The following is a 19,912-nucleotide window of genomic DNA, read 5'->3' on the forward strand; positions in this document are numbered from 1 at the left end:
AAGTTAGTATGTGACAAAAAGGAACAAAAAACAATTGATTTTTTGGCATTAAAGTGCTAACATCCAAGTAATAACGAAAGCAATCCTTCAGGGCAGGGTGCAATTCCCTACCGGCGGTGATGCAGGAAGTGTAAGGACCTATGTGTCCAGCACTTGATGCAAAGTCCGTGACCTGTCTGCCATTGGCAGATGGCTGATCTGGTGTAATTCCAGAACCGACAGTATAGTCTGGATGGGAGAAGGAGAGGTGCAGACCTAACAGGTTTGCATTCAGCAGGAGTATTGCTGCACGGTCACGATGTGTGATGTCTTGCACTGTGCAGGGAAGATCCGGTTACGCCGGACAGTTCCATACATATGCCGCACTATAAAAGCTCTTTACCTGTAATTGATGTTCATTAAGGTATGTGTCTATTTTCACTTGTCCGAAATGAAGTTTTGGGCAAAGTGTTGGCGTGCTGTATCCATTTCACTCCTGCTGGTGACATTTGTCTCTCATCATCCCCATCGAACTGATTGTTCGACGGGGATTTTTTAATAAACAAGACTTTAAACCGCGGGGTGAACGGATTTGGAAATGATCAATGATGAATTTTATATGGCACTTGCATTGGATATGGCGGAACGAGCACAGGGACAGACTGGGATTAATCCGGTCGTTGGATGTGTAGTTGTGAAAGAGGGTCGTATTGTAGGCCTGGGAAGCCATCTGAAACGTGGAACCGGTCATGCAGAGGTGCATGCACTTAACATGGCAGGCAGTGATGCAGAAGGAAGTACGGTATACGTTACACTTGAGCCTTGTAGTCATTATGGCAAGACGCCACCTTGTAGTGAACGCCTGATTCATGAAAAGGTGAAACGTGTTGTGGTATGTTGTGAAGATCCAAATCCGCAAGTATCCGGCAGGGGCATAAGCATGCTTCGTCAACAAGGCATTGAAGTTGAAGTTGGCGTACTGCGTGAGCGTGGAAGACGCATGAATGAAAAATTCATTAAATTTATTACAACGGGTCTACCTTTTGTGACACTGAAGACGGCTACTACTTTGGACGGCAAAATTGCTACTCGCAGCGGAGACAGCAAGTGGATCTCCAACGAGCCCGCTCGTGAGATTGTGCATGCCCTTCGTCATCGTCACCAGGGAATTATGGTTGGCGTCGACACAGTGATTGCCGATAATCCGGAACTTACAACCCGTTTGCAAGTCGAAGGCATTAGTCCAGTGCGCATTGTGGTGGATTCCAAGTTACGTCTTCCCGTAGGTGCCAAAATGGTTAAGGATGGTCTTGCTCCAACATGGGTGCTGACAACAGACGAAGCCAGTCCTGAAGCTGCTGAACGTTTGGAAGCCTACGGCGTCGAAATTATACGCTGTGGTCCTGGACCACGTGTGGATCTGTTAAACGGACTTAGCAAGTTGGGTGAGCGTGAGATTGGTTCAATTTTGCTTGAAGGTGGAGGCACCTTGAATGGAGCCATGCTGGAGGCACGGTTGGTTGATCGACTGCTGATGTTTATCGCTCCAAAGATTGTAGGCGGTTATGATACACCTGGAAGCTTCCGCTTCGAGGGTGTGGAACGTATGAATCAGGCGATTCAATTGAATCAGTTGGAGATCGAACAAGTTGGAGATAATATCAGCATTGGCGGTATTCCAGTGTGGCCTGAATAAATAAATGAATTTGAAAAAAAGTAAGTTAGGTTCTTTATAACTTGAAAAAGGGAGGCGGCAGCATGTTTACCGGTTTGGTGGAAGAAGTCGGTCAGATCCGGCGTATTGGTCGGAAAGGCGAAGCGATGGTCCTGAATATCGGAGCTTCCGCCATCATGGACGATCTGAAGATTGGTGATAGTGTAGCAGTGAACGGCGTGTGCTTAACTGCGACAACGCTCGAAGGTGGAGGTTTTACCGCTGATGTAATGCCTGAAACCTACCGCCATACCAATCTCAGTCAGCTGCAATCTGGGAGTAAAGTTAATCTGGAGCGGGCCATGCAATCAGGTGGTCGTTTTGGCGGACATATCGTTCAGGGCCATGTCGATGGTACTGGAGTGATTGGCAGTATAACACGTGATCAGAATGCAATTGTGTTTGAGATCAAACCTGATGATCACCAGTTGTTCAAATATCTGATCCCCAAAGGATCGGTTACACTGGATGGCATTAGCTTGACCGTTGTCCATACGTCGGATACCGCATTCACGGTTTCCATTATCCCGCATACCATTGGTGAAACTGTACTAAATGTGAAAAAGACAGGGGATACCATTAATATCGAATGCGATATTTTGGGCAAATATGTGGATCATCTGCTCCAGTATGGGAGAGGACATCGGGAGACAGGTGCTGGCAAGCCGCGCAGTATCAGTGAAGATTTTCTCGCCAATCACGGATTTGCATAAATAGAGAACAGAAAAAAACTGGAGGTGGACCAATGTCAGAACAATCCATTCTGGACACAATAGAAGAAGCCATATATGATCTCATGCGTGGTAAACCCGTCATTGTTGTGGATGATGAAGATCGGGAGAATGAGGGCGATTTTATCGCTTTGGCCGAAAAGGCGACACCTGAAGTCATTAATTTCATGATTACTGAAGGTAGAGGTCTGGTCTGTGTTCCGATTACACAACAACGTGCGGACGAACTTAACCTGAAACCGATGGTTCAACAAAATACGGATTTCCATGGAACAGCCTTCACCGTTTCTGTGGACCACAAAGATACGACAACAGGTATTTCGGCACATGAACGCTCTATTACTGTGAAAGGTCTGATCGATCCTGAGGCGAAAGCTGGGGACTTCCGTAAGCCTGGTCACATGTTCCCGTTGATTGCAAAAGACGGCGGTGTACTTCGGCGTGCCGGACATACGGAAGCTGCAGTAGATCTCGCTATCATGTGTGGTTCCTACCCTGCTGGCGTTATCTGTGAAGTGATTAAGGAAGATGGCACGATGGCCAGACTTCCGGATCTGCAGGAGATTGCCCGCAAACATGATCTGAAGCTGATCAGTATTCAGGACATGATTCGTTACCGTAACGAAAAAGAGCAGCTGGTTCAACGTGAAGTGGCTGTACGCATGCCAACGGACTTTGGTGAGTTTCAAGCGGTGGCTTATACAAATGCTGTGGACAATAAGGAACATGTGGCTTTGGTCAAAGGAGAAATTGATGGTTCGAAACCTGTGCTAGTACGTGTGCACTCTGAATGTTTGACAGGTGATGTGTTCCATTCGCATCGTTGTGACTGTGGTCCGCAGTTTGATGCGGCACTCAAACAGATTCACGAGGAAGGCAATGGCGTACTGCTCTATATGAGACAGGAAGGTCGGGGTATTGGCCTGATCAACAAACTCAAAGCCTATAAGCTGCAAGAGGAAGGTATGGATACTGTTGATGCAAACCTGAGTTTGGGTTTTGCTGCCGACTTGCGTGATTACGGAATTGGCGCTCAAATTCTGAAAGACCTTGGAGTTCGTCAGATCAGACTGTTAACTAACAACCCTCGTAAAATTAAAGGCCTTGAAGGATATGGACTTGAAGTTGTAGAGCGTGTCGCGATCCAGATGGAGGAGAACGAGGACAATACGGTGTATCTTCATACCAAGCAAGCCAAGCTGGGGCATATGCTCAAGTTTGATGATATCGAGCAAAACGAACAGTAAATATATTTTTAGATGAATAACGTTCACCATGTAATTTATGGAAGAGATTAATTAGGGATTTCCGTTACTTACATTACATTATACCGTTAGGGAGATGACATGAATGGCACAATTTTTTGAAGGACATTTAGTATCAGAAGGATTAAGATATGGAGTTGTTGTTGGACGTTTCAACGAATTCATCACGAGCAAATTGCTTAGCGCAGCGCTCGATGCATTCAAACGTCACGGCGTGAAGGATGAGGAAGTGGATGTAGCTTGGGTCCCAGGTGCGTTCGAAATCCCTTTGATTGCGCAGAAAATGGCGGAGAGCGGCAAGTATGATGCAGTAATTACCTTGGGAACTGTCATTCGTGGGTCCACTACGCATTACGATTATGTGTGCAACGAGATGGCTAAAGGGATAGCGGCAATTAACCTGAAAACTGGCGTGCCTACGATCTTTGGACTGGTTACAACAGAAAATATTGAACAAGCGATTGAACGTGCCGGAACCAAGGCGGGTAACAAAGGTTGGGATGCAGCTACGGCGGCAATTGAGATGGCAAACTTGACGAAACAGCTAAAATAGTGCTTATTTAATAGTAGTGCCCTGCTTTGCGCAGACGAACACGGGAAACCGGATTCGGACGGCTTAGCAGGGTTTTGTATTTTTCTGGCGGGAGGATTCGTCTAGTGACGGTAGTTACATACAAACTGGAGACTTTTGAAGGGCCTTTGGATCTGCTGCTTCATCTGATTGATAAGGCTGAAATTCATATCCAGGATATTCCCATCAGCGATATTACCGATCAATACATGGCGTATCTGCATTCGATGCAGGAACTGGAACTGGATATTACGAGTGAATTTCTGGTCATGGCAGCAACACTGCTGTCGATCAAGAGCAAACTTTTACTGCCCAAACCACCGGTCATTGAGGACTTCGAGGATTATGATTTTATGGAAGAAGAAGATTATGATCCACGTGCAGAGCTGATTGCACGTCTGATAGAATATCGCAAGTACAAGGGAATTGCGCGTCATCTTCATGAACGGGAGTGGGAACGCAGCCTTATATTTTCCAAAGAGCCCGAGGATCTGCGCCCCTATATGCCCGTAGAAGCCCAATCAAACCCGGTTGAGGGTTTACACACCTCTGACCTGATTGCAGCCTTTCAGAAGGCGCTACGCAAGGCTGAGAAGCGCACAACTGTAACCCGAATCAAACGGGATGAGATTTCGGTTAAGGACCGGATACGGGATGTCATCGGCGCTTTGGAAAGTATGGGGCCGGGAGGCAGACTGTTATTCTCCAAGTTGATGGACGAGCATATCTATCGCCATGAGATTGTTGTCACTTTTCTGGCGGTGCTGGAACTGATGAAGATGAAGCAGATTGTCTGTTATCAGGAACGGATGTTTGAGGATATTGTTATGGAGTGGAGAGGGGAAACAAAGAATCATGGATTTTCCGAAATTGAAATCGATTATTGAAGGCCTGCTGTTTTTGTCCGGAGAAGAAGGTCTGAGTATCAAACAAATCGCCGAGATCGTCGACCAGCGAGTGGAACTTGTAACGGACGCGATTGAGGAGATGATTCATGAATTCTCACAGCAGGGACGAGGTGTACAGATTCTCAAGATCGCTGGTGTAGTTCAGCTGGGCACCTTGCCTGAGCATGCTGTGTATTTTGAGAAACTGGCGTACTCTCCAGCACGCACGTCCTTATCCCAAGCGGCTCTGGAGACGCTGGCTATTGTAGCGTACCGGCAGCCCATTACACGGGTAGAGATTGAGGAAATCCGCGGTGTAAAATCGGAGCGGGCCATTCATACGCTTGTGAATAAGGATTTGATTATTGAAGTGGGACGAGCCGAGGCGATCGGACGACCAATTCTGTATGGAACGACCAAGTCATTCCTGGATTATTTCGGACTGGCTTCAATTAAAGACCTTCCGGAACCAGGCTTGTTTGAAGATTCGGAAAACCTGGAGGAAGAGACACAACTTTTATTCAACAAACTGGATCTGCAACAACTGGAACCGGAAAGTGCTGATCCGGCGGATGATCTAAGTCATATCGACAGCGAAGATGATAATACGGATTCTTCACTCTAATTTGCAAGCTCATACTAACCGACACCCATCAGTGGAGTCGGTTTTTTTGTGCAATGTTTTAGATAAATGATGAATAAAACAGTTTTCAAACAAATATGAAATGGGATTTTTAGGTCAGACGTGAATTTTTTCCTATCCAGAGTGCCATACTAGACTAGAAAAAGAATTGAGGGCTTGGAGGTAAGGCCTGTGTGGATTTGGCTTGGAGGAATCGGTTTGTTGTTCGCATTGCTGATTGCCGCAGTCCTCATCTCAAATGTTCATGTACATTTTACATTCAGTAAACATAAAAGTGATGATTACGCCAATATTAATGTTCGTCTTCTCTATGGAATTGTGCGGATTAACTATGAAATCCCGAGTATTGTTTTTCGCAATATGAAGGAAGGTTTTCTGGTCAAGACCGAACAATCCATGAATCATTCCAGAGGGAGGGCCGAGGGAAGCGAGCGAGTCAACAAACGTAAAGTTAAAAAATGGGTTAAAGATGTCAAAATCATGCTGAGGGCTACCGATGCGCTAAAGCTCTGGCTGAAGCAGACCCTTACTCGTGTACATATGACCCAACTGTCCTGGTCTACTCACATCGGGGTAAGTGATGCAGCGTATACGGCTGTCCTTACGGGCTGGGTATGGGGGATCAAGTCCATTATCATTGGTTTTCTGACCTATCAGGTTAAGATTGAAAAGACGCCAATGCTTGAAGTTATACCGGTATGGTCAGATGAGATGGAGTTCCGGACGGAACTTGAATTCCGATTGAAGATCCGGATTACAGCCATTATGGTTGCAGGAATAAGGTTATTAACCCGAGTGTTACAAGTCGAGGGAGGATGGCGGATGTGGTTCAAGCTACTGCGGGAGCAGCGTCGTAAACACAAGGAGAAACAAAAGCTCGAAGGGGCAAAACCGTAACTTTTGAAGACAGAGATGTGTTATTCGTTCATGTTATCTCAATTTGGACTGGCAGTTTCTGATGGGTACAGTGATGTGTAGAACACTCGTTACACATTTTAGCCCAGATGAGACTGAGAAATCGCAGGATATGGATAAAATGCATTTGTTACATAAGTCCCCTGGTGTTTGGGGATCATATGGTTAGATCAAACCTAGCTTACATTGAAACTGGAGGGAATTCAGATGTCAGATCATCCAATTCAAGGCTTAATGGAAACTGCAATGGAAAATATCAAGGCCATGGTGGATGTCAATACTATCGTTGGCGATGCAGTTGAAACACCTGACGGTACAGTCATTCTGCCGATCAGTAAAGTGGGTTTCGGATTTGCAGCAGGTGGTAGCGATTTTCGCGTGAATGATGAAAAGAACAAGGAGACTGGTTCCACGACAGGAGCGAAGACAGAGCATGCCTCTGTATCTTCACCTTTTGGTGGAGGTAGTGGTGGTGGAGTTTCCATCCGCCCAATCGCATTTCTTGTCGTTGGTAAACAAGGGGTACACATTGTACCACTCGATAACTCCACGCATTTGTTTGAGAAGCTCATTGACTCTACCCCTTATGTTCTTGACCGAATCCAGGGCATGTTCCAACGTAATACAACACCAACGAATACAACACAAACGAATACAACAGATGTACCCGTTACACCAGACCCATCAACTTATAGCTAAGATCTATACGCAAAGATCCCTTCCGCACCCCATGCGAGAGGGATTTTTTGTTGTTTGTTTGAAGCACATTGAGCGTTTTTTCGGAGGGTTTCCGTATTGCATGAGACTTATGTCTGTGATCCGCCTAACCTAGACATGAAATAGGTTATTAAAGGGGGAACGTTAATGCACAGAGACACCGTTTTTATGGTTTTGTTTGGCTGGCTGCTATCTGCAGTCGTGTATTTGGTAGGGGGAATTGATCACCTGTTTATTGCAGTGACCATCTTTGTGGGGCTGGATTACATTACAGGGGTGCTGTCTGCATGGTATAGGAAGGAGTTATCCAGCAGGGTTGGATGGTGGGGGCTTGCTCGTAAGTCATTGACATTTGTTTTTGTCATTATTGCACATCAACTGGATATGGTTGCAGGCAATTCCAATGATTTTATGCGAGATGCAATGTTAATGTTCATTATCGGTACGGAAGGAATCAGTATATTGGAGAACCTGGGGAAACTGGGCCTGCCTGTACCGAAGTTTATCACTTCAGCTCTCTTTAAGCTTCGAGGCAATGAAGATCAAGTTGAAGACGAGGGGAAGATGTAATGTTACAGATCATCAAGGATTACATACCTGTGAATAAATACAGCCGAGCCGGACTGAAATTAAAAGCAAAACGTGGGATTGTGATGCATTATACGGCTTCTCCCGGGGCGCCCGCCAAGAACATTAGCAAGTACTTTGCAAGTCTGGCACAGCAAGATTCCAATAAAGCAGTGAAAGGTCGTTATGCAAGTGCACATTTCTCGGTAGATCGAAATTCGATATATAACAGTCTCCCGGATGATGAACTAGCCTATCACTGCGGGAGTGCAACATACACGAAGGAAGCTCTAGCCAAACTTGGGACATATCCGAACAATAGTACAGTGGGCATTGAGATGTGCATTGAAAAGGATGGCAGTATCCATGAAGATACATTCAATAACGTTGTAGACCTCGCGGTATACCTAATCAGGGAACGGGGCTTTCCACCCGTCTTCTTCACACATAAAGAAGTGGTTGGATGGAAGGAATGCCCACTGCCATGGATTAAACAACCAGGTGAATATGAAAGATTTAAGCAAGCAGTACATATAAAATTAAACCCACTACAAGAAATAGCAGTCACGGAGGATGATGAGATGAATACGGTTCTGGATTATGCACAATGGGCCTGGAATGAACTTGATCAGTACATTGGAGATGCCTACAACGACAAGGTGATTGACGATTGGGCATGGGTAGAGAAGGTACGCAAGAAGAAGTTAACCTATGGAGAGTTGCTGTTACTGAAGGTTTTAATTGATGAGCGCAGACGTAAAAAGTCCTGACCTAAAATACATCTCGGATAGGGGTTATGCCTGTCTGCTGGTTAACCAGGAGTTAAAGTGTGCTGGATCTTTCAAAAAATAAAAATGTTGTATAATCACGATATGGTCAGGATACTCAAGTTCATATTGGGTCTGAATCGAGGATTCATCGACGACTCCAATAACAGCGAGTTGATTTGTTTCGATCACATGTGTTGGTGTGGGTGAGCTCATACAAACATCCTTTCGTTTATTAAGTCAGAGTCAACAGGGGCGATGGAGATGTCCATGGTCCCTAGATGACCTATACGAGGCAGGATGGGGAAGGTTAAGCTGATCCGGTTCAAAACGGGTTCAAAATTCATAAATATAAAAAGCAGAACCCCACGTCGAATGTGATGTGGGGTTCTGCTTATGTAACTACTCTTTTGAGAACGTGTCCAGGGCCTCATCTGTAAGATGGAGTTCTGCGAAAGCCCTGCATATTTTTTGGAAAGATCTAATCGTATTTGTCTCGTACAACATCTCAATGGGATCAAAGCCTAACATGACAAGCGAATCCACAAGTTCTGTCTGATCTACTTCTGTATGGTGGAGCGCTTCAAGCATGGTTTCAATAACTGCTAAAAATAAAATGGCTTTATTCACTGTCTCGATTGGTGTCCCCTCCTTCGTAATACTACTAGAATAAGCGGAGGAGGACAGAAAATAACGAGAAAGTCCAATTTCTCAGTGATGAATCTATTCAATCTAAAAGTGTGGAGAGAATAACGGGTTGTTGTAAATTAAAATCTGATGATAAGCTCTCCCTTTGTATGTAAGATTAAGCTTTTTCGTTTACTTCGTGGAGAATGGAATCAATTAATTCATCATCAATCAGAGTGCTAGCTTTTTTGAGTGCCAACAGAATACCTTGCGGTTGTTCAAAAAAGACTGTAGAGAGAATAGGGGCAACCTCATCTAAATTAATCTTCTCAGCTTTGACCATACTGATCAAGGCAACAACGATCTCATGTCCCTCCACGTTACCTTCCATAAATCTTGTTCGTAAATGAGTTGCTACTATTTCGGTCTTTGACTGCGAGTACGCCATTACATTTCCCTCCAACGGTTCGAATATCTTAGCAGAGCTCCTCTTCATGCAAGTTTAAACCAGGTTAGATTAGGAGTTATCTTAACAATAATAAGGCAGATAGTTTAATTTATCAACAGCCACTAAATCAATAAAATCGGATTATAATCACAGTTTTATCCAGTAAAAAAGACCCGGAGAGGGTCATTTTTTAGGTCTGCCTTCCCAATAATCAGGAAATCCGTTGTAATCCCATGCGTTCAGATTTTCGCTGTCGGCTTGAATGGCAACATCTGCTCCGGAACCAAAGTCAACACCTACGGTTTGCAGTTCTTTGGCCTTAATAACCAGTACCTTGCCGGGTGCACCTGCACATATCAGAGCAAGCTTCCACGGTGTCTGTTGGTAGATATGTTCCATTTGTTTGGATGCTGTGCTCACATGAGACCACGAGGGGCAGTCCACCGTTCCCACGATGCTTGTCCACCCGTATCTCCGCTCCAGAACTTCTCGATATTGCTCGGCCTTGGCTCCGCAGATCAGAATAGGCATGGTCTTGAATGTTTCATAGAATAACTTGAATCGGGCGATGTAATTATTCTCAAAAGCATAGAAGGTCTCCCTGGGTTCGACTTTGTAATATGCAAGGCACATATCGAATAACGGCTTGAAATACCAGTGATCCGTCTGGATCAGATGTCCGACGTAATCCGCTTTTCGCAGGCAGTGTACGATAATTTCTCTCGCACTTGCATTGGGTAAGGTTATCCCGCAATAGGTAGGATCGTTCAACCAGCCGTAATGAGACTTGATGAAATCCATAGTCAGAACGGTATCGTGGGCCAGAATGGTGTTGGAAGCATCCCCAAATCGAACAGAAGCATGGGCTTCTCCATCAGAGGCCATTTGGAACCAGTTGTGGATTAATTCTACACTCCCCAGCATGCATGTCACCTTCTTTCCATGTGTGAATAATGGTTTCTTTGGTATACATATTCATCAACTCCTTCTGTACTAGAATAGGAAAAATGCTTCGTTCTCTCTCTTCTTTTGAGGAATCACTCCTTTTTTGTTCAACGTGCGAAGGTTATTGAGCAACAGTCTAGACTATGTAAAAAGGGAGAGGGGATGGACTGTGAAAAACGTATTTATAGGTAGTCCTGTACGAAACCGGGCTTGGATTATGGAACGGCACTTGCAATCACTTGAGCAGCAAGCAGTGCAGAAGCATTATATGTATATCCTGAATGATAGTGAAGATCAGACGGAGCATATCCTTGATTGTCATCAGATTCCTTATCTAACTCATAATCTGGGGAGAACATATGGTCATATACGTGGACAATATTCCTATCACAACCTGGCGTTGTTGAGGAATATGCTTCTGGATGAGTTTCTGAAATCGGACTGTAATTATCTGTTCTCGATTGATACGGATATCCTCGTTCCTGAGCATAGCCTGCAGCAGTTAATGGATAATGACAAGGATATATGTTCCATGCTTATACGGAATCATCCAAAGTTGAAGGCTCATAATGCCATGATCGGCGGAAAACATATACCTGAATTCAAAGCGGGTTTGTTCCCGGTAGAACTGACAGGTGCCGTATATTTGATTAAGCGTGAAGTGATCGAAGCAGGCGTTCGATATGGTTCTCATCCAACAGGTGAAGATGCACTATTTTGTGAGCAAGCTAGAAGACTGGGGTTTGAACTGTTTGTAGATACTCGGTTGCGTCCCGTTCATGCCTATGCGGAAGGGGTGGAGTTGATTGCTCAATTGGCTGCTTCGTAGAAAACAACGAGAAAATCCGGTTTTTGAAAGTATAGAAATGACCATTGTCTACCCGCCCGCACTTGACTGGAACCTCTTGTTCCAACGTCCTCAGCAATTGATGACCGCCTTCTCCAATATTCCAGGTATACGGGCTATCTTTATCAATGAAGAAACGTACAGGAAGCAGAGCCGCCCGATTGAAAAGTTAAATGAGGATCTGTTCCTTGTGCAAAAAGGTGTGAACTACGATCACCTGGTCAAAGGAAAGAAAGTACTCTGGTTCTCGAATCCAGGTCAGTACAATTATTCGGATGGACGGAAGTTTGATTTTACCGTATTTGATTACCTTGATAATTCGGCTGATGAGTTTGCTGTGTGGAAATCCTACATCCCGAAATGTTTTGACCGTGCAGATCTTATTGCCACGACTGCCAAGGTGATGTACGAGGCACATAAACATGACGGCAAACCAATCTTTATGTGCCCTAACGGGGCAGATTACCAACATTTTGAGAAAGCGCGGGCAATTCTGCCCAAACCGGCGGACTTCCCCGATGTTCATGATGGGCAAAAGATTGTGGGTTTCCACGGGGCAATGGCATCGTGGGTGGATTATTCGCTGATTACCGCTATTGCAGATAAAGGTTATCGTGTCGTTTTGATTGGAAACAATGCCCTCTATCAAAAAAATATTGTGCATCCCAATGTGACTTGTCTTCCACACAAAGATTATAAAGTACTTCCCGCCTACATTGCTCAATTCGATGTCTGTATCGTGCCATTCAAGCTGACAGAGATGATCCGGGGCTGCGATCCGATCAAATATTATGAATATTTGTCTGCGGGCAAACCTGTGTTGACAACGCGTATGGAGGAAATTGTTCATAAGTACAGCGATGTAACTTACTTTATGAATCAGCATAATTGCGGGGTGATGTTGGAGAAAGCGATTCGTGAGAATAGTGCTTCCAAAATTGCGGCAAGAGTAAGGGTGGCTAAGTCTAATAGCTGGGATGGCAGGGCAATGGATGCCGTGAAGATGATTAATCAGGTCATAGGAGGTATGAGAAATGAAAAAGATATTTAAACGAATGTTTGGTAGCCAATCGACTACACCGACAATTGAGCTTGAAGAAATAGAGATTGACGCGACGGAGTTCAATGTTACGACATACACCCCAAACACGGATACTACGATTGTATATCTGCCTGCGATCGATTTCCATAGTGAACGATTCGGGCGTCGACCACAACGGCTGTTAAAAGCACTCGCGGAAGTAGGCTACAATGTAATATATATCAACTCCAGTGATGAGTTCTATCAGGTAGATGCCTTGGAGTATCCATATCCGGAGATTCCAAACTTTGTTGTAGCCCGTGTGGGCCATAATGTCCGTACGCTGTTTCAAGGTGATCGCGTAATCTATTGGGTGAACGATAGCCGGCTGGCAAGTTCGGTCGAGACAGCCTATCCTGATCTAGTCGTATTTGATTCGTTGACCGATCCGGATCAGTACGAGAAGCACAAACACAAGATGGAAGCTGTTGCTGACGTTGTCTTTATTACACCTGAGAGAATCTATGAGCATGGCAAATACTGCTCACATGTTCATCTGGTTACTGCCGATGAATTTGAGATCAAGGAACGTGCAGAACAGGTAGCGCAAATTATAGATGCTTTGCCAAACAGAACGGCCCCTCTGATGTAGGGGTCTTTTCTTTGATCATATGCAGGACTATTCCTTTTCCAAAGATGACAGGGCTAATCGTGCTTCAATATATTTCGTTTGCATTATCGTTAGGGAATGAAGATAGCGTTCTACACTATAAAAAGCAGAGACGGCGAACAGCCAGACGGGTTAAACGAAGGATCTCCCGATCATCAAGTCATTTAACCTGATCCCGGCTTAAGCAAGTCTCGGTAGCTAAAATTACATACTATCCTAAGGAGTGGACTGTTCAATGGCTAAAAAAATGATTATCAAAGGTGTAGGTACGTTCATGGCTAAACGCCTTCCAAAAGATCCGATGGGCGAAATTGAGGTAGTTACCCTGGGTACCCTGCAAGATCTGAAAATTGACCTTAACGTGGAGCTTGAGGATATCTTTGGTGGTGACGGTCTGTTCGCCATTGATGTACTGGTGAAGTCCAAATCGATTGAAGTGTCGGCAACAGATGCCAAATTCGATCTGGATGCGATCCAGCTGATGATGGGTTCAACGGTACAAGAGCAAGTGAAGTCTTATGTATGGGTGCTGAATGAGCAGTCTACAGTGGCTGCAGGCGTATCCAATTCTGGCTTTGCTGAAGCCAAGCCAAAATATGCAAATAAAATCTATGGAAGCAACGGTGGCATCACGGTTCGTCTCAAAGATTCCAACACATTGCTGAAACAACTCACTTTAAAAGGAACGGCCGTGGAACCGAATGCGTTCTTCTACGACGAAGCAAATGGTGTAGTTATCCTGAATGCGGTCCATATCGATAAGGAGATTGTGCTGAACTACAAACGTGAAGAAACTGTAGACATGGTTGACCTGTTGGTTGACGAAGTACCATTCCCGATCTCTGTCGTTCATCACGGGACGTTCCAGCAAAAAGATGGTTCGTATGCAGGTGTTGAAACCGAGTTGTACATGTGCCGTGCAAAAGGAACATTCAGCATCAATGCCCAGCGTGCTGCCGCTTCTGCATCTGCAATCTCCTTGCAGATTCTTGATCCTGAACGTGCTGACGGAAAAATCGGCAGTATCAAACGCTTCAGCGCACCAAGCAAGATCTAATATCTAAATAAGGTTGATTGCTCCTGGCAAGGTATCAAACGGCATCTGTGTCCTCCCCTTCACAGAGCCTTGCCTTGCCAGGTTTTTTATTATATGGGGGAGAATGCCTTGAGGAGGTCTTTAAATTCATGGAAACAGAACAAGAAAAAGCCGAGCGTGAACTTGCGGAAAAGCTGAATGAGGAAGCGGCGAAACGAATCAAAGATGATCCGGAAAACAAACGGGTGACTCCGGAGGAAGTGGAAGCTGCTGAGCGTGCATTCTTTGAAGATGATGAGATTATTACGCTGCGGGATCGACGGAAATATCGTATTCCGCCATGTAACCTGAAGGATGCCCGCCGTCTGATGAAGTTGCTGAAAACGGTGAATATCGATGCCATTATTCTTAACTTCATTCCGACTGAGAATGATGAACTGGATGAAAAGCGGCAACAGGATTTATTTGATGTATTGGCAATGGCATTCAAAAACTATCCACATATCGTGACCAAAGATGAGCATGGTGAGTATATCATCAATCGAGAGTATCTGGATGAGTACCTTGATCTGAACACAGCTCGCAAAGTCATTGATATGCTCATTGGACTCAATGGTTTAAAAAAGTAGAACGCACCGAGGGGGAGTCTTTGGAGGGAACCGAAATCCGTGATACGGAAACACAGGAACCCGTTCACTGGGGAGAAATCTTCTTCACCCTCCATAAACACTGTGGGCTGAACAAGTGGGAGATTTGGGAGTACACACTCCCTCAGGTTGCGGAGCTGTGCAAGTCAGCCGAGAAATATATTCAATTTGAGGTTGAACTTATGACAGCACCTCTTCGCATGTTCGGTGGCGGTGGGGGCGAGGAAGTTGAAGAAGATGGGACTGTCAGACGTAAAAGAACCTTCAATGACGAGGATTACACGGAGATATCAGAAGATGATATCGGTATGCTTGCACAAGCGCTCGGAGGATAAGAGAGAGACATCCCGTTTTGCCTAAATGAAGGTAGAACGGGATTTATGCATAAAGGCGGTGATTCTTTTGACTGAAACAGAAGGACAAGGAGATAAACATTCCTTAACACAAGAAATATTAACAGATATGGATCAATTAACTGGACAAAACGCAGTACTGAAAGAGAGTTCCCCTTCAGGCGTTAGCACACTGATTAGACGAGTGGAGACAATCAGAAGTGATATGCAGTCGCAAATGATTGAAATACTGACTACCGATTTGGAGCACTTTTATCGTGGAGCGTTCAGTAAAATGAAGGATGTATCTGCAGCTGGCTCACAGGGGTTGATAGACTCCGTGATGAATACGATGAAATATATTTCAGCAGGTGAAACCAAGGGGTATTCATCAACATTACTCAAGAAATCCCTTGACTCGTCGCAGCAGATGGATCAACAGATGAGCCGGGCCGACCAAAATATGGAGCTTAGATCGTCTGGGACAACAAATGACAGTGGGCAATTCACACAAACCGGAACGGTCAAAAATCTGCAACGAATTGCACTGCAACATGGTATGGATCAGGAAGATGTAGGTCTTGCCTATCGCATTGGTTCTCGTAATTATGATCATTCATCTGAAGCTGTCGCGTTTGCTGAAGAAGTAGCCAAGCTGCATTCAGTGGGCAATATGGATGTAGAACAGACGGCAACAGGTCTGGAAGCTGTTACTCCGGCATGGGGTAGCAGTAGCTTTGATCTGTCCCAAGTCACAGACATGATGATTAGAGCTTCAACGATGTTGGATGTTGGCATTCAGGACTTGATGGATATGATGCGTCAGACCCTTCCAATGGTTGGTAATCCTGATGGAACGCTTGCACAAGAGGATGCATTAGCCAACTGGATTAGCAAGGCTGGATTGTTGGTTCAGTCAAAAGGAGATAATCCTCAGCAGGGCTTTGCATCGAATCGAGTTAGATTCGATCTTCTTGCTGAACAAGTGAAGGCTACGGATGCAAATGCGTCCATTCATCAGCGCACAGGTAGTAGAGACAACCTTCAATTCCGACAACGAGAGATCGAAATCGCATTTCAGATTGCAACACATGAGGCGATGCAAGGGTTGAAAGAGGAATTTGCCGAGCTGGGCGATTATCTTATCGCAGTCATGCGGTTAATTGGAGATCGTACGGGTGGCATTGTTGATCATATGGAATTGCTTAACCGAATTATGGATGAAGTCGGTGTTCAGGTTGCGTGGGATAAGTTCGGTGAAGTGATGAATGAAGGCGATCAGAAGCTATACGGTGCTACGAATGCGGATCCAGGGAAAGTCGAAAATACGGGGAGCGATGTTCCCGAGCCACTTCGAGTCACGGATGTGCAACGTGCTGGTGTAGCGCAAGAAATGGGCAGACAGCAGAGTCGTCTGCAGACGCTGGATCATCGCAGAACAGAAATTCAAAGTAGGACCGCCTCCAAGCAAGATGATGTACTTCAGGCCCGGACTAACCGAGATCATCAACATAAAATGTACAATCAGGCTATAAAAGATGGGGATACAGCGTCTTCTTCCATTCATGCAGAAGAACGTGACGAAGCTGAGAAGCGAGTCAAAACGTATAGTCGAGAACTTCTTCTATTGCGAGAAGAAATGCATTCTCTCGATATTCAGATTGCAAAGACGAAGCGAAGTCTTGAGTTTCTAGGCCGAGAACTGGATGACACGAGTAGAGCAATGATGCAACTTGAACACCAAGCTAGAGTTTTGATGATGGCGATGGATGATATGGACTTGGATGCAGTTGAACTACGAAACAAGTTGTATTTCCTTAATGCTGAGTTTACATACGGTTCAACGGATGTTCAGCGCTACGAATCCGAGATCCAGAAGCTGCGTAAACAGTCAACTCTATTGAATGACGTTCTCTCCACTTTGAGAACCGAAGTTAATGAATTAAATGCTTCTTTTAGACAGGGCATGATCGATGCTACAGCATACATATCCAAACTGAAGGAACTTGAACAGGTTCAGCTCGCAAGTATGATGAATGGTTCAGGAGGATTATTAGTCGTTCCAGGTGCAGGAAGCGTTGAATCACCTGGATCCCCTGTTAAGGATGATAAGGAAGAACCAAAGAACAAAACCTTTTTAGCTCGTCATGAAGACCTGATCAAAGATGTCATGAAAGACGCAATAATGGATGAATTCAATCCGGGGGGCGACTCGAAAAAAGGGAATAAAAACACACCCAAAAGAGGCCTTCTTTCCAGATTTAAGGATATGAAAGAAACGGGCAATCGCAAAGCATTTTTTGACAGCAATGCCCCGATCCGGAATAAAGATGGAAATATTCTTCGAGATAGACAAGGAAATTCGATTACTCAGCGTGACATCAATGCGGAGCAAGCTGCCCGTGGGATTAAAACACCCGGAAAATTTTCGAAATTAGTCAAATCCGGCGGGAGATTATTGAGGCCTTTAAAAGCTGTACCGGCACTTGGGTTGGCGATGACCGCCATGGATGTCGTCTCTGGTCTTGTCGATCCATTAAACAACATGGGTAAGTCAGAAGCGGAGAAGCAGAGTATTCGCGCTACCAATAAGGAAGAGTTGGCCAAAGATTTCAAGGATATGGAGCAGTCATCTTTTGTAGGGAAAGTGTGGAAAGGGTTAAACCTGGGGATGGATGCCGCTGTGTCCGGCACAATGAGTTCAATATTCGGAGAAAGTGCAACGAATAACAAGTTCGGGGACTACTGGAAGGGATTTAAGGCGGTATGGAGCGAAGACGGCGGAGATGCAGTTGAGAAGAAACTGGGCAAGGAATACAACTACAAGCAGGAGAAAAAAGAAGCCCAGATTCAAATGGATAAAGAGTCTGGAAAGCCGCCTGCGGACAGCAAACAACAACAACCGCAGATACAATACATTCAACCTCAAATGCAGTATATTCCTGCTGTGGGCGGAATAGGTACCATTGCTAACGGTTATACGCCTCAGCCACAGAGCAATGGCATTGATGAAATGATTGCCAAGATTAATCGGCAGCTTAACAAATCGACAAGTGATAACGAAACCAATTACCAAGTCACTCGATCCCGTCTATTGATTAGTGGTGTTCGCGAAGATTCTGGTCAGATGCGCGCGCTAATGGAGAAATATCTGCAAGAGAATATCAAGTTCTTCGATAAGGCCATTGCAAGTTTACAGAAGACGTACGACAAGATGGCTGAAGGTAAGGATAAAGATGAACTGGGCCTGGAGATCAATGAGAAGAAACAGAAGAAGGCACAATCAGAGCTTGAACTGAATGGTGTTAAAAACAGCCAGATTGATGAGCTTAGACGAAAGATGAATGATCAGTTTGAGTTGACGCAGTTGGATTATGATAAACGAATGTATGATCTCCTGGCGGCTAATGGGGGGAAGGAAGATGCACCAGAATTAATTGCATTGAACAAATCCCGTGCATCTGAAATGAACTCACAAATAAGTTCGATCAAGCAAGATTGGAAGAATCTGCTGAATAGTGGTTTGTTTAAACCAGGATCAAATGAATATATGGAGATTTTTAAACAAATCCAGGCATTGGGTGTAGAACAGTCCAAAAATTTGTATGAAATTAGCAAAAAAATGGATAAACCGATATCTTCTTTCAACATTCCAGCAGGTCTTAAGGTCATGGATTACTTTGATTACATGACGACGAACAATACACATAAAAGTGTGATGGTTGGCTCAGGTGATGTCACGGTTCATGTGAACATCGATAATATGACAGGCAGCACAAAAGATGTGGAGAGACTGACATCTACGTTGGACAAGACACTGCGGCAGAATAACCCGGGTATGGTGAACTATATGGCCAGCAATGTAGGTGCAAGAATGGGAAGCAATCATATCCCCAGATAAAATAGGTAAGGAGGGCTTCTGATATGACTCAGCAAGACCCGTTTGGCTTAGTTAATGACCGGTATAAAAGAAGGCTGTATGTAGATACAGGCATGAAGTTCGAGCCAGTGAACGGAAGAATCATTGATCCGTACTCTTCACCTTCGCCCAATCCGCAAATGAGGGAAATTAAAATGATTAATGCTCCCTCGCATTTTCATCAGATGGGCGTATCTTCGTACAAGGCCATCATTAACATCTTGTTTAAAGATAAGCAATCCTATCACGACTACGCCATGTACGTAGGCTGGACACACAAATTTTATGATGAGAAGGGTAATATCTATGTTGGTGTTGTAGAGTCCATCAAAGTTGACCCTATTTTCTACCATCAGGATACGATGGATAAAGATCAGAAGGGGTACAAGGTCGAATTGACCATGACCCTGATCAAAAAAGATGGATATGACCGTAAGAGTGCAATACAGTTTCAGGATTTACAGACAACAGAAGGGAAGGACCACTGGGCAAGAGATTCCATTGAACGCTTGGCTGATTTGGGACTGACGGTTGTAACACAATTGGATGGCACCCCAATTCTATATTTCAGACCGGAAAACTTTATAACCAGAGCAGAGTTTGTTACTTTCCTGATGCGAACCAAGCGTCTGCTGGAACGAACAATTCGAGAGTAGGGTGACCT

22 protein-coding genes and 1 riboswitch are annotated in these 19,912 nt (G+C 44.7%); of the genes, 18 read left to right on the forward strand and 4 right to left on the reverse strand.

Features of this window, described 5'->3' with window-relative positions:
* Positions 1-79: 79 nt before the first annotated feature.
* A riboswitch (FMN riboswitch) is annotated at positions 80-248 on the forward strand.
* A gap of 323 nt (positions 249-571) precedes the next feature.
* The 10 genes from ribD (at position 572) to QF041_RS00465 (ending at position 8,759) form a co-directional block, all read left to right on the forward strand.
* On the forward strand, positions 572-1,675 hold the full coding sequence (ribD, locus tag QF041_RS00420; RefSeq protein WP_167483687.1) for a bifunctional diaminohydroxyphosphoribosylaminopyrimidine deaminase/5-amino-6-(5-phosphoribosylamino)uracil reductase RibD: 1,104 nt from the start codon (positions 572-574) through the stop codon (positions 1,673-1,675).
* A 62-nt stretch (positions 1,676-1,737) separates the two neighbouring features.
* Complete coding sequence (ribE, locus tag QF041_RS00425) at positions 1,738-2,406, forward strand: riboflavin synthase (protein WP_150364570.1); 669 nt, start codon at positions 1,738-1,740, stop codon at positions 2,404-2,406.
* Positions 2,407-2,438: 32 nt separating this feature from the next.
* Positions 2,439-3,671 (forward strand): bifunctional 3,4-dihydroxy-2-butanone-4-phosphate synthase/GTP cyclohydrolase II, encoded by a 1,233-nt coding sequence (locus QF041_RS00430; RefSeq protein WP_076318983.1) that lies wholly within the window; start codon positions 2,439-2,441, stop codon positions 3,669-3,671.
* 103 nt (positions 3,672-3,774) lie between these two features.
* Positions 3,775-4,242 carry a 6,7-dimethyl-8-ribityllumazine synthase gene (ribH, locus tag QF041_RS00435; protein ID WP_307410602.1) on the forward strand — a complete coding sequence of 156 codons (468 nt, stop codon included), beginning with the start codon at positions 3,775-3,777 and terminating at the stop codon, positions 4,240-4,242.
* A 104-nt stretch (positions 4,243-4,346) separates the two neighbouring features.
* Complete coding sequence (locus tag QF041_RS00440) at positions 4,347-5,147, forward strand: segregation and condensation protein A (RefSeq protein ID WP_076328266.1); 801 nt, start codon at positions 4,347-4,349, stop codon at positions 5,145-5,147.
* A complete protein-coding gene (gene scpB, locus QF041_RS00445) occupies positions 5,116-5,772 on the forward strand; it encodes an SMC-Scp complex subunit ScpB (RefSeq protein WP_221822076.1) in 657 nt (218 codons plus the stop codon). Before QF041_RS00440 ends, scpB begins: the two co-directional genes overlap by 32 nt.
* Before the next feature lie 189 nt (positions 5,773-5,961).
* Positions 5,962-6,687: a DUF2953 domain-containing protein gene (locus QF041_RS00450; RefSeq protein WP_307410610.1), complete on the forward strand. Its 726-nt coding sequence runs from the start codon at positions 5,962-5,964 to the stop codon at positions 6,685-6,687.
* A 225-nt stretch (positions 6,688-6,912) separates the two neighbouring features.
* A complete protein-coding gene (gene ytfJ / locus QF041_RS00455) occupies positions 6,913-7,404 on the forward strand; it encodes a GerW family sporulation protein (RefSeq protein WP_307410613.1) in 492 nt (163 codons plus the stop codon).
* Between the two features lie 165 nt (positions 7,405-7,569).
* Positions 7,570-7,992 (forward strand): phage holin family protein, encoded by a 423-nt coding sequence (locus QF041_RS00460; RefSeq protein WP_133385391.1) that lies wholly within the window; start codon positions 7,570-7,572, stop codon positions 7,990-7,992.
* A complete protein-coding gene (locus QF041_RS00465) occupies positions 7,992-8,759 on the forward strand; it encodes a peptidoglycan recognition protein family protein (protein ID WP_307410617.1) in 768 nt (255 codons plus the stop codon). The genes QF041_RS00460 and QF041_RS00465 overlap by 1 nt, the downstream gene beginning before the upstream one ends.
* A 24-nt stretch (positions 8,760-8,783) precedes the next feature.
* On the opposite strand, the gene QF041_RS00470 is transcribed toward QF041_RS00465, so the two are convergent.
* The 4 genes from QF041_RS00470 to QF041_RS00485 form a co-directional block, all read right to left on the reverse strand.
* The gene (locus tag QF041_RS00470) at positions 8,784-8,972 is read right to left on the reverse strand and encodes a hypothetical protein (RefSeq protein WP_036607825.1); all 189 of its coding nucleotides are present in this window, start codon (positions 8,970-8,972) and stop codon (positions 8,784-8,786) included.
* Between the two features lie 186 nt (positions 8,973-9,158).
* Complete coding sequence (locus tag QF041_RS00475; RefSeq protein WP_036607823.1) at positions 9,159-9,386, reverse strand: hypothetical protein; 228 nt, start codon at positions 9,384-9,386, stop codon at positions 9,159-9,161.
* A gap of 175 nt (positions 9,387-9,561) precedes the next feature.
* Positions 9,562-9,831: a hypothetical protein gene (locus QF041_RS00480; protein ID WP_307410620.1), complete on the reverse strand. Its 270-nt coding sequence runs from the start codon at positions 9,829-9,831 to the stop codon at positions 9,562-9,564.
* A 183-nt stretch (positions 9,832-10,014) separates the two neighbouring features.
* The gene (locus QF041_RS00485; protein WP_307410623.1) at positions 10,015-10,755 is read right to left on the reverse strand and encodes a GT-D fold domain-containing protein; all 741 of its coding nucleotides are present in this window, start codon (positions 10,753-10,755) and stop codon (positions 10,015-10,017) included.
* A 190-nt stretch (positions 10,756-10,945) separates the two neighbouring features.
* On the opposite strand from QF041_RS00485, the gene QF041_RS00490 reads away from it, so the two are divergent.
* From QF041_RS00490 to QF041_RS00525, 8 genes are all read left to right on the forward strand, one after another.
* Positions 10,946-11,605, forward strand: a complete 660-nt coding sequence (locus QF041_RS00490) for a glycosyltransferase family 2 protein (RefSeq protein WP_307410626.1) — start codon at positions 10,946-10,948, stop codon at positions 11,603-11,605.
* On the forward strand, positions 11,583-12,674 hold the full coding sequence (locus QF041_RS00495; protein ID WP_307410629.1) for a glycosyltransferase: 1,092 nt from the start codon (positions 11,583-11,585) through the stop codon (positions 12,672-12,674). The genes QF041_RS00490 and QF041_RS00495 overlap by 23 nt, the downstream gene beginning before the upstream one ends.
* Positions 12,658-13,296 (forward strand): hypothetical protein, encoded by a 639-nt coding sequence (locus QF041_RS00500; protein ID WP_133385383.1) that lies wholly within the window; start codon positions 12,658-12,660, stop codon positions 13,294-13,296. Before QF041_RS00495 ends, QF041_RS00500 begins: the two co-directional genes overlap by 17 nt.
* Before the next feature lie 253 nt (positions 13,297-13,549).
* A complete protein-coding gene (locus tag QF041_RS00505; RefSeq protein WP_307410634.1) occupies positions 13,550-14,371 on the forward strand; it encodes a hypothetical protein in 822 nt (273 codons plus the stop codon).
* Positions 14,372-14,499: 128 nt separating this feature from the next.
* Positions 14,500-14,979 (forward strand): hypothetical protein, encoded by a 480-nt coding sequence (locus QF041_RS00510; RefSeq protein WP_076331342.1) that lies wholly within the window; start codon positions 14,500-14,502, stop codon positions 14,977-14,979.
* Between the two features lie 20 nt (positions 14,980-14,999).
* A complete protein-coding gene (locus QF041_RS00515) occupies positions 15,000-15,332 on the forward strand; it encodes a hypothetical protein (protein WP_223199730.1) in 333 nt (110 codons plus the stop codon).
* A gap of 67 nt (positions 15,333-15,399) precedes the next feature.
* Positions 15,400-19,230, forward strand: coding sequence for a phage tail tape measure protein (locus QF041_RS00520; protein WP_307410640.1), 3,831 nt, complete (start codon positions 15,400-15,402; stop codon positions 19,228-19,230).
* 23 nt (positions 19,231-19,253) lie between these two features.
* Positions 19,254-19,904 carry an S-layer homology domain-containing protein gene (locus QF041_RS00525; RefSeq protein ID WP_307410643.1) on the forward strand — a complete coding sequence of 217 codons (651 nt, stop codon included), beginning with the start codon at positions 19,254-19,256 and terminating at the stop codon, positions 19,902-19,904.
* Positions 19,905-19,912 lie beyond the last annotated feature (8 nt).

This window comes from Paenibacillus sp. W2I17 (assembly GCF_030815985.1).
Taxonomy (GTDB): Bacteria; Bacillota; Bacilli; order Paenibacillales; family Paenibacillaceae; genus Paenibacillus.